The sequence below is a fragment of the Leyella stercorea genome (assembly GCF_021531355.1).
Lineage (GTDB): Bacteria > Bacteroidota > Bacteroidia > Bacteroidales > Bacteroidaceae > Prevotella.
In genome coordinates this window covers 34,148-43,472 of sequence record NZ_JADYTS010000018.1, presented here as the reverse complement: position 1 = coordinate 43,472, position 9,325 = coordinate 34,148, and the positions used below count along the sequence as shown (strand labels likewise).

The window sequence follows — 9,325 nt, the reverse complement described above, 5'->3', positions numbered from 1 at the left end:
GAGCGAAGAATCTCTTATGGGTGTCTGCCTGATGAAAACGCACATTCGTGTTACCATCGCTGTTCTCGATATAGACTATCTTGTCACCGATAACATATACGCCAGGCCTGTAGCCGAGGAACTTTTTGTAGGTCGGTTTTGCATCATACTTCTCCGTTTCAAGGAACTGATGGTCAAAGTCAACATCGTATTCCTCAATTTCCTTCAACTCGCCTGTAGAAACCAAAGCGTTTATAAGCAATGTGTTGAGTTTGTCTGCAGTATTGAAATCATAGGTCTTGCCTTGGTCGGAAGTATAGGAGATGTTTTCCTGTGTCAGTTCCTTGATGGCTCTGAGGATGGTATCAGAGCTGCATGTACGAAGGGTAGGATGATACGAGAGATGGCGCATCAGTTGTGACGTTACATCTTCCACGCATGAGCCGCCACAGAAATAAACGCTCATCAGCGAACGGACTATCTCGCTGAACTGATATCCGAAGATACTGCTGCATCTCTGACCCAGTGTTGAGTCGATAACGGGTGAAAGCATGGAGTCAAATTTCTCCATGATTGAAAAAATTCCTCCAAAAGGTGTGAGTTTTTCGAATTTTATTTGTACCTTTGCAGCGCCTTGTTACGATTTTCGCTTGTTTTCTAATTGCAACACTAAGATAAGTGAAAAATCTGACATGGCAAAATCCTGGGCAACTTTTTGTTGCTCAGGAACTTATAAATAAAGTTAAATTATAGTGTTGCGGAATTAAGGTCGTCCTATTTTTGTGTCTTTTTGGTGGCAAAATGTAGCGATTTAGCAAAATAAACATAAATTCCAGTGATATTCAGCATGAAAATTCGCCCATTTAAGTGAAAATGTGTAATTTTGCAACGCAAAATTGTGCCTAAGCATTTGCATCAAAACAACAATAGTTCAATCGAGGCTGATATGAAAGTAGAGATTAACAAGAAACGTTTAGAATACCTGCTGGCATTATACAAGATGTCGGTGGATGACTTGTTGTCTCTTCTGAACAAAGGCAGGAAACGGATAACAGGAGCCGCAGACATCAGTGGAGATTCTATTGATTTGGGGGTGTTGAAGCGTATAGGTGAGATATTCGACAAAGAAGTCAGTTTCTTTCAAGACTATTCTAAGTTGTCAACCAATGCAAGCAGCAGTATCTTCTTCCGCAAGACCTCATTCGGAACAGAGCTGAACTTGGAGTCGATCCGTACTGTAAACCGATTCGAGAGTCTGAAAAACGCTTTGGATGCATACAACAAACTGTCGCAACTGGATGTGAAGTTTGACATAGAACACTACACCCTACAAGATGACCCTAAGACAGTAGCCGTACGTGCAAGAGATTTTTTTTATCCCGGGGAAACTGTCAATCATAGGCAGTTTCTTGTGAAGATGATAGAAAAAATCGCCGATCATGGCATTTTTGTCTTTGAATACATAGAGACATGGAACAAGAAAGAGAAAACCAACATTGACGGTTTTTACCTTAAGCCCAATGTGATAGTGCTTAAGCATCATAAGCATTACAAGCGAGAAATATTCACTCTGGCGCATGAATTGGGGCATTGTCTATTGGGGATTGAAGAAGTGGAGTCGGTGGACATGATGGACATCTCGGCACAGACTTCATACAGTGATGTCGAAAGATGGTGCAATGATTTTGCATATCAGTTCATTATGGGACAAGAAGCAGAAACACTTGCTAACATAGCATGTGTAGATTCCCGTAACGACTACTGCATTGACCTCTTCAAGGCTATCAGTGCACGGACGCACATTAGCCGTCTTGCCTTATATACAAGGATGTATATCGACAGGAAAATCAGCTATTCGAGCTACAGCAATGTCAAGAGTGAATTGGCAGAGGAATACAGAAGAAGAGAGGAACAGGAAAAGTTGAAAAACTCTGAGAAGAGAGGCGGGCGAACACCAAAGCCCATCATTTCTCCGCTATTCTTGAAAACCATGCAATATGCCTATTTCAATGGAGTGGTCAACGAGACCACTTTCTGTTCGAGACTCAATGTCAAACCAGCAAATTTTGAGAGGGAGTTATGGCGATAGTTGTTGATACATGCTCATTGGTGATGATTGCCAAGAATTATCTTCCCTTGGATAAGGACGGACAGTTGTACTCATTCCTGGAAGAGGCGTTCTCCCGCAAGGATTTGATGCTACTTGATGTGATTCTGGATGAATCAAAACGCACCTCCAAAGGAATTGCAGTTGAAAAGATGCCTTTCCTCAAAGACAAGAAATTGGTCATTCCGACAAAGGATCTATTTCCATGTGCCCCAGAGAGATTCAGCAACATGATAGACAACAATTTCTGTGTAAGACTGAAGAAGCAGGAACTGACTGAAGAAGAATACATAGAGCAAAAGGAAGAATACCTTAAAACAGGTGATGCTAAGATTATCATTTATGCACTGAATGTACGACACTCGGACGCTATCCATCTGGAAGAGATGCAAGTAATGACGGAGGAAACAAGGCAGCAGAATGACGGTAAGTTGTTCAAGAAACTTCCTTTGTTGTGTGAGCAGATAGGGATTGGAACACTAACCGTTTCAGAATATCTGCATAGAAACGGGTTCTTTATTGACAAATAGCATAGATATTAGTATCATCTTATGACATCTTTCACGAAATCATATTATATTCGTGAATAAAACACTTGTTTTTCAAGAATAGAAATTGTTGAGGATTAGATATTTAAGACATTATTGCAATGCGGAAGGGGTGATGTGAACGACAAAAGACAAGGCGTTCTATTAGAGTGGATGCTTGATAAGATTGAGAAGAATGGACGGGTCGATGGCTCGTCCTTTTTTTGTGTCTTTGAGTGTGAGGTGCAGGTGGGGACCAGTACTGCGACCACTGTTGCCTGTCAGCGCGATGATGATGCCGGGACGGACGTGGGTGCCTTTGGTGACGAGAGTTTGGGAGAGGTGGCAATAGCTGACGGTGAAGTCGCCGTGACGGAGGGTGACATAGAGGCCTGAACGTTTGTCCTTGCCTACCTTGATGACCTCGCCGTGCATCATGGCGTATGTGGGTTCGTAATTTGCCTTCAAATCAAGCCCGTTGTGTAGGGCTTTTCTTTTTGTAAATGGGTCTCTGCGGTAGCCGAAAGGGCTGGTGACAGAGATATGACGGAGTGGACTGACAAGTGCCGTGTGGCGGTCGGTCTGCTCCGTTTGGGTTTGTAATGGGGCAAAGGCAAGAGAGTCTCGCCGCTGATGCGGCGAGCACGGAGGCAGTTGTTCGGATGTTGCGGACTGCGTCGTTTTTGGCACAGCCTTGCGGTGTACCTTAGTCTGTGTGACGGTATTGAACTGAGCGCATACTGTTGCTGATGAACAGAATATTGCTGCTATTGTGATGAGTAGAAATCGTTTCATGGTGCAAAAGTAACAAGCAATTCTTTGACTGGCATAAAGAACAAAGGGAAGACAAGAAGATTGTAACATAATATAGCAATCGAGTTTGATTTTTGAGCAGAAATCAAACTCAAATAATAATAATCGTCAAAAATAACACGCATTATCTTATGCAATTCTGCTTGTCTCTGAATAGGTATATAACTTTGCATGAGTTTAATTTCAAATTCAAAGTTAAAGTATGAAGCAAGTACGATTTGAAGAGAGCGAGGTGCCTTATCAGACACTGGCTCGTTTTGGTCTCACACAAGAGAAGATTGAAGACCTGCCCATGTGGGCGTTGGAAGATATTGGTCAGGGACGACGTTCACCGTTGCTGCCCATTCAGGTGAATAATGATGAGGGCGAGACATTGAAGAGCCGCACCCGATTTGCGTTGGTCCGTATGGAGGACGGCAAGGTGGATGTGGTCTTCTATCCGCAGTTGGAGAAATCACCATTGGAGGCTTTTACTCAGGAACAGCAGGAGGACTTGCTGGCTGGAAAGGCTATCCTTGCCGATGTTAAGGATGCTGATGGCAGGAGCAGCAAGGCTTTCGTGCAGATTGACACGGAGACCAATCAGGTGATGTCGGTACCTACGCCTGTCATCGGGCGCAACTTGGAGGTGCTGAAGGATGAACTGAAACTGAGTTCGGCAGAACTGACCGTGATGCAGAAGGGTGAGCCGCTCACGCTCATCATGGAGGACGAACAGGTGACGGTGGGTATTGACCTGAACGATAAGACCGGCATAAGGATTAATCAAGGCGACAGTCAGAAGTGGAAGGAGAACACCAAGCGAGAGTGGGACAAATACACCTTCGGGTGCTATGGCTGTTGGGTAATGGGCGATGACGGTAATCTTGACTATGTGCCTGAAGAGGAATACACGGAAGAACTTTGGAATGAGCAGAAGAAGAATGGAGAGCGCAACCGCGCCTCTTTTTCCATGCACAAATAATCTACACATAATATAATAAGTATATGGCATCAAATAAATATTATCCAGAGGATGTGCTCGTCGAGAAGATACAGAGCGGCGAGTACGGTTGGTTGGAGTATGTCAACCATCATTCTGCTGAATGGCAGGAAGAATATGAGAGCTATTGTCTGAACAACGGACTCTGCATTTGTGAAGAGAGTGCGGAGCAGTTTGTCCATCACAAAGATGAGGAACTGGAGAAGGCAATAGAGAACGGTGAAGCATGATAAATGAAGAGTGAAGAATGAAGAGTGAAGAATAAGTATGGCGATAAGAAAGAATACGAATCCCCAACAGATGGACCTGCAACCAGAGATGCGTGACTTGCTCATGCGCAATGGTATGCAGGCTCATGTGGTGAGTAATGGCAGCGGCTATCAGCTTGTGGTGCAAGGGCATGACAGTCCGCTGCTTACCTATAACATCACCGAGAAGCAGATGTTGGCTCTGACCGACTGGGGTACGAATCATGCCAACAAGTTAGCCTACAATACCTTTACGGGCATTGTGGGCAACGACTTCTATATGCCCAAGAACTTCGTTCATGCACGCAATGCCAACGGTCGTGTAGCTATGGGGCTGCACGGCTATCGTGTTGGTATCGGCGAGTATGGACGGATGGGGCGCATCGATATGCCACCACCCTTTTTAGGTTGGACACCACGCAGTCAGGAGGGATTCCATCTTCGCAGAGTTGGAGGACGATTGTTCTTCCCCGAAGCCCCGATTGTGCCTGAACGTTGGGACGGCAGAATGAAGCCTGGCGAATTGCAGAGCGGCGGTTATGGGTTCTATTATAAGGGACAGCAACAGAGTTATAGCCCTCAGCAACAGGATGTGCTGAAAGATTTGGAGGGAATCATAATGCCTTCCATCAGCCGCACGAGAAGCACGGAGCCAGCCAAGCCTTATAAGGAACTGATTACCTCGCCTGTCTATTTCACCAATGAGAAGTGGCAGGAGTGTCTGGCATCGCATGGCATCATCATTGATGAGAATGCGAAGACGCTGACCATTCAGTCGAACAGCGTCAATGCCGACATGGTGTATGACCTGACAGATGAGGAACTGAAGAAACTCACCTCCAACTCCATCAAGGAAGTGCCCGTCGTTCAACGCTTGGAACTGCTGAATGGCATCATCAAGGACGACTTTGCTGACAAAATCCTGATGGACACACTGAATAGCAAGGAGCGCATCGACCTGCATCTGCATCCCGAACTTGAACAGGAGTTGCAGCAGCGTCAGCAACAAGACGAGGAACGGTTGCTTCCGTTGGAAGAGGACGAGACTGTCAGACGTGACGTGTTGCAAGGCGATGCCATGGTGAGAGGTGAAGACCTTGCCTTGATTAATGAGAACAAGGGTTGGTATCGTGAGGGAGCGCATGGGCGTGAAGTGAAAGTCGGTGACATCATGGTGGAGAAAGTGCCTCCGATGGAGGGAGATAAGAAAGGCGAAGATAAGTATCGCATGACCGCCATTATCAATGGAGAAGCCATCACGCACGAAATCAAGCAGAAGGACTACGACAAGTTCTTGGCGGTGGATGACTACCATCGCATGAAACTCTTCTCCAAGGTTTTCAGTGAAGTGGATATGAAGACACGCCCCGAAACCAACGCCGGACTGGGCACGAAGATATTGGCGGCTCTGACGGCAGGAGCAGTCGTTACAGCAGAGGTGGCGCATGACATAAGCCACCATCATCACCATCCAGCCCCGGAGTTCTATGCAGAGCATCATGGCGGTCCACGTCCTTACTTCAAACCGGGAGTGGATTCGCCACAGGAGATTGCGGCAAGGTACTTTGAGGCAGAAGCAAATCATGTTGCCACGGAGATAAGGAGAGGATATTAACAATGTATAATTTACAATTTATAATTTATAATGAGTAGTGAACTGACATACGATGACTTTCTGGACAGGTTGAGCATACAGGAAGTACTGGTGGACGCAGGGTATCATCTGAACAAGAGAGATGGCTTGCGTTATCCGTCGTATGTGCGTACTGACAGTGAGGGCAGACGGGTGCGTGGTGATAAGTTCATTGTCACGCAGAATGGGAAATGTTGCTTCCAACCACCGCAGCAGAAGGTGTATAATGTCATTTCGTTCATCAAGGAGCATCCAGAAATGTTTTCAGAGAACAAGGTGGGAATGTCTCCTGACCGACTCGTCAACCTCGTCTGCAACCGACTGCTCAACCAACCCATAGAGGACAGACCATCGAAGATTACAGAACCAAGAAAGGACGGAAAGCCATTCAACCTGAATGACTACGACATCCACAAGTTCAATCCGCAGGACAGGGAAACGCAGAAAAGGTTTTATCCCTATTTTAAGTTCCGAGGCATCGACCTCTATACGCAGTATGCTTTTCATCGGCATTTCTGTCTGGCTACTAAGCATCGGACGGATGGACTTACCTTTGCCAACCTTGCCTTTCCGCTTGTACTGCCCAAGACACCCGACAAGACTGTGGGCTTTGAGGAACGAGGACGACCGAAGATGGACGGTAGCGGCGGTTACAAGGGCAAGGCAGAAGGAAGCAACAGCAGTGAAGGACTGTGGATTGCCAACCTCACGGGCGAGCCGTTGGATAAAGCAAGCGAAATTGTATGGTTTGAGAGTGCCTACGATGCCATGGCAGAGTATCAGATAAATCCTGTAAAGATGGTGTATGTATCTACGGGCGGCACACCCACCGAGGGACAGATGCGAGGACTTCTGTCCGTTACTCCCAACGCACGGCACTATTTGGGTTTTGACAAGGACGATGCAGGGCGGCAGTTTGTTGCAAACTTCAGGAAGGTGGCAGCAGAGATGGGCTTCCGTCACGAGCATGTGCAAGCCTATCATCCATTGGGTTGCTACAAGGACTGGAACGATGCGCTGCTCAACAAGAAATCAGCAGAACTGATTGCCAAGGGCGAACCAGATACCTTCGACTATGCCGAGTTTATCGCAGCCGGCAAGGCAGAGAAACAAAGGGAAAAAGAAGAAAAGAACACATATCATAGAAGCGTATGAGACAAGAAGATAATAGCATCATCACCTTGTGCCCCAGCATCGGACAGTTTTTCATCAACGAACTGCCTCTGTTGCTGTTGTGCGTGGCAATGCTCCTAATCGGAGGATTGCCCGGTTGTGCATATAGTACCCTGTTGCTTGTCTTCAGCCTCCTGTTCTCCCTCTGTTTACTCTACCGATTCATCTATCTGAGGAGTATCCGCTACCATATCGGGAGCGAGCAACTCATCTGTGAGCACGGAGTGTTTCAGCGGAGCGTGAACTACATGGAGTTGTACCGAGTGGTGGACTTTGCCGAGCATCAGACATTGATACAACAGTTATGCGGACTGAAAAGCGTGACCGTGTTGTCGATGGATAGAACGACACCGAAACTGGAAATGACCTGCATCAGCAACAGCTATGACGTGGTGAGTGTGATACGAACAAGAGTAGAAACGAACAAACGAAGAAAGGGCGTATATGAGATTACGAATAGATAAGATTTGGTTCATTGTCGTGGCATTGGTACTGAGCGTGCCGTCAGCCCATGCACAGATTGTGACTGCCAACCCTTTGGAATGGATGGCATTAGCAGAGGGCAACGAAGCCATCAACGGTGAGATAGAGAAGGAAATCAAAGGTCAGACCAAGACTGCCCTGTTGCAGAATACCATCGCCGCAGAGTTCACCAAGATACACGAATGGGAGAAGAAGTACAACAGTTATCTGAAAACCGCCAGTGGTTATGCCTCTTCCCTCAAAGCCTGTACCTATCTGTACGACGATGGAGTGAAGATATTCATCACCTTGTGTAAGATGCGCAAGGCCATCAACAATAATCCGCAAGGCATCGTTGCCACCCTCTCGATGAACAACCTGTATATGGAGACCGCCACGGAATTGGTGTCCGTCTTCACACTGCTGAAAGATGCAGTCGCCAAAGGAGGCAAAGAGAACATGCTGACTGGTGCGGAAAGGAGCAAGACGCTGTGGGCACTGAACGACAAGCTGAGTGCCTTCAGCAAGAAGCTGCATCGTCTTTATCTGTCTATACGATATTACACCATGACCGATGTGTGGAACGGCGTGACGGCAGGGATGATAGACCGAAGCAATGGAGAGATAGCCACCCAAGCCCTTAGCAGATGGCGCAGAGCAGGACGTATGACCATCAGTGATTAACGATAAAGGAATCAGTCATGAAGTATTTCATATCAATTGCCATTTTTATGTTTATATCATCTTTTGCAGGAGTGCGGGCGCAGAACGACCCGACTCTTGCGGGGATGATTCTGATGTACACCAACAAGGCGGAGAAAGAACTGAAGAATCAGGAGAAAGTGATGCTGCTACAATCCACCGGCCATATCTGGACCAAGGAGGAAGTGGAAGCCACTACCGACCTGCAGCGGGAGTTCAACAACTATCTGGACTCCTTCCGTTCCATCGTCAGCTATGCCGCACAGATATATGGTTTCTATCACGAGATAGGTCAGTTGGTGGACAATATGGGTGGATTGGTGGCGCAGTTGGATGCCCATCCTGCCAACGGACTTGCCGTAGCCCTGTCAGCCAAGCGCAACAAGATATACCGCGAGCTGATTATGAACAGCATCGAGATAGTTAATGACATACGCACGGTATGCCTGTCGGGCAACAAGATGACCGAGAAGGAGCGTGTGGAGATAGTCTTCGGCATCCGACCCAAACTGAAGAAGATGAACAAGCAGTTGAAGCGACTGACGAGGGCGGTGAAATACACCACCATGGGCGATGTTTGGATGGAGATAGACGAAGGGGCAAGACCCACCAAAGCGAACAAAGCCGAGATAGCAGCGGCTGCCAAGAGGCGGTGGAAGCAGGTGGGCAAGAACGTAAACTGATGGAGCAGCGAGAGCA

The 9,325-nt window shown here is 47.0% G+C and carries 10 protein-coding genes and 1 pseudogene; 9 read left to right on the top strand and 2 right to left on the bottom strand.

What is annotated here, in order from left to right:
• Nucleotides 1-550 (bottom strand): annotated as a pseudogene (locus I6E38_RS06045) (IS1380-like element IS612B family transposase); the annotation flags it as partial.
• A 375-nt stretch (nucleotides 551-925) separates the two neighbouring features.
• Here I6E38_RS06045 and I6E38_RS06040 point away from each other — a divergent pair.
• Together I6E38_RS06040 and I6E38_RS06035 are read left to right on the top strand one after the other, a co-directional pair.
• Complete coding sequence (locus tag I6E38_RS06040; RefSeq protein WP_007897423.1) at nucleotides 926-2,068, top strand: ImmA/IrrE family metallo-endopeptidase; 1,143 nt, start codon at nucleotides 926-928, stop codon at nucleotides 2,066-2,068.
• Nucleotides 2,059-2,616, top strand: a complete 558-nt coding sequence (locus I6E38_RS06035) for a DUF4411 family protein (protein ID WP_005816230.1) — start codon at nucleotides 2,059-2,061, stop codon at nucleotides 2,614-2,616. Before I6E38_RS06040 ends, I6E38_RS06035 begins: the two co-directional genes overlap by 10 nt.
• Before the next feature lie 162 nt (nucleotides 2,617-2,778).
• On the opposite strand, the gene I6E38_RS06030 is transcribed toward I6E38_RS06035, so the two are convergent.
• Nucleotides 2,779-3,408, bottom strand: coding sequence for a M23 family metallopeptidase (locus I6E38_RS06030; protein ID WP_007837448.1), 630 nt, complete (start codon nucleotides 3,406-3,408; stop codon nucleotides 2,779-2,781).
• A gap of 220 nt (nucleotides 3,409-3,628) precedes the next feature.
• Between I6E38_RS06030 and I6E38_RS06025 the strand changes: the two genes are divergently transcribed.
• The 7 genes from I6E38_RS06025 to I6E38_RS05995 are packed head-to-tail and all read left to right on the top strand — an operon-like array spanning nucleotide 3,629 to nucleotide 9,309.
• Nucleotides 3,629-4,390, top strand: coding sequence for a DUF4099 domain-containing protein (locus I6E38_RS06025; RefSeq protein ID WP_005816235.1), 762 nt, complete (start codon nucleotides 3,629-3,631; stop codon nucleotides 4,388-4,390).
• Between the two features lie 23 nt (nucleotides 4,391-4,413).
• Nucleotides 4,414-4,638, top strand: coding sequence for a hypothetical protein (locus I6E38_RS06020; RefSeq protein WP_005816237.1), 225 nt, complete (start codon nucleotides 4,414-4,416; stop codon nucleotides 4,636-4,638).
• Nucleotides 4,639-4,675: 37 nt separating this feature from the next.
• Nucleotides 4,676-6,271: a hypothetical protein gene (locus I6E38_RS06015; RefSeq protein ID WP_005816239.1), complete on the top strand. Its 1,596-nt coding sequence runs from the start codon at nucleotides 4,676-4,678 to the stop codon at nucleotides 6,269-6,271.
• A gap of 30 nt (nucleotides 6,272-6,301) precedes the next feature.
• Complete coding sequence (locus tag I6E38_RS06010) at nucleotides 6,302-7,444, top strand: toprim domain-containing protein (RefSeq protein ID WP_005816242.1); 1,143 nt, start codon at nucleotides 6,302-6,304, stop codon at nucleotides 7,442-7,444.
• Entirely contained in the window at nucleotides 7,441-7,926 is a 486-nt protein-coding gene (locus tag I6E38_RS06005; RefSeq protein WP_235393102.1) for a PH domain-containing protein, read from the top strand. The genes I6E38_RS06010 and I6E38_RS06005 overlap by 4 nt, the downstream gene beginning before the upstream one ends.
• Nucleotides 7,907-8,608, top strand: coding sequence for a hypothetical protein (locus I6E38_RS06000; RefSeq protein ID WP_005816246.1), 702 nt, complete (start codon nucleotides 7,907-7,909; stop codon nucleotides 8,606-8,608). The genes I6E38_RS06005 and I6E38_RS06000 overlap by 20 nt, the downstream gene beginning before the upstream one ends.
• A 17-nt stretch (nucleotides 8,609-8,625) precedes the next feature.
• Complete coding sequence (locus tag I6E38_RS05995; protein ID WP_005816248.1) at nucleotides 8,626-9,309, top strand: hypothetical protein; 684 nt, start codon at nucleotides 8,626-8,628, stop codon at nucleotides 9,307-9,309.
• Nucleotides 9,310-9,325 lie beyond the last annotated feature (16 nt).

Excerpts from the sequence above, each read along its gene's own strand:
- I6E38_RS06040 (WP_007897423.1), top strand. The coding sequence starts at position 926 with ATGAAAGTAGAGATTAACAAGAAACGTTTAGAATACCTGCTGGCATTA.
- I6E38_RS06035 (WP_005816230.1), top strand. The coding sequence starts at position 2,059 with ATGGCGATAGTTGTTGATACATGCTCATTGGTGATGATTGCCAAGAAT.
- I6E38_RS06030 (WP_007837448.1), bottom strand. The coding sequence starts at position 3,408 with ATGAAACGATTTCTACTCATCACAATAGCAGCAATATTCTGTTCATCA.
- I6E38_RS06025 (WP_005816235.1), top strand. The coding sequence starts at position 3,629 with ATGAAGCAAGTACGATTTGAAGAGAGCGAGGTGCCTTATCAGACACTG.
- I6E38_RS06020 (WP_005816237.1), top strand. The coding sequence starts at position 4,414 with ATGGCATCAAATAAATATTATCCAGAGGATGTGCTCGTCGAGAAGATA.
- I6E38_RS06015 (WP_005816239.1), top strand. The coding sequence starts at position 4,676 with ATGGCGATAAGAAAGAATACGAATCCCCAACAGATGGACCTGCAACCA.
- I6E38_RS06010 (WP_005816242.1), top strand. The coding sequence starts at position 6,302 with ATGAGTAGTGAACTGACATACGATGACTTTCTGGACAGGTTGAGCATA.
- I6E38_RS06005 (WP_235393102.1), top strand. The coding sequence starts at position 7,441 with ATGAGACAAGAAGATAATAGCATCATCACCTTGTGCCCCAGCATCGGA.
- I6E38_RS06000 (WP_005816246.1), top strand. The coding sequence starts at position 7,907 with ATGAGATTACGAATAGATAAGATTTGGTTCATTGTCGTGGCATTGGTA.
- I6E38_RS05995 (WP_005816248.1), top strand. The coding sequence starts at position 8,626 with ATGAAGTATTTCATATCAATTGCCATTTTTATGTTTATATCATCTTTT.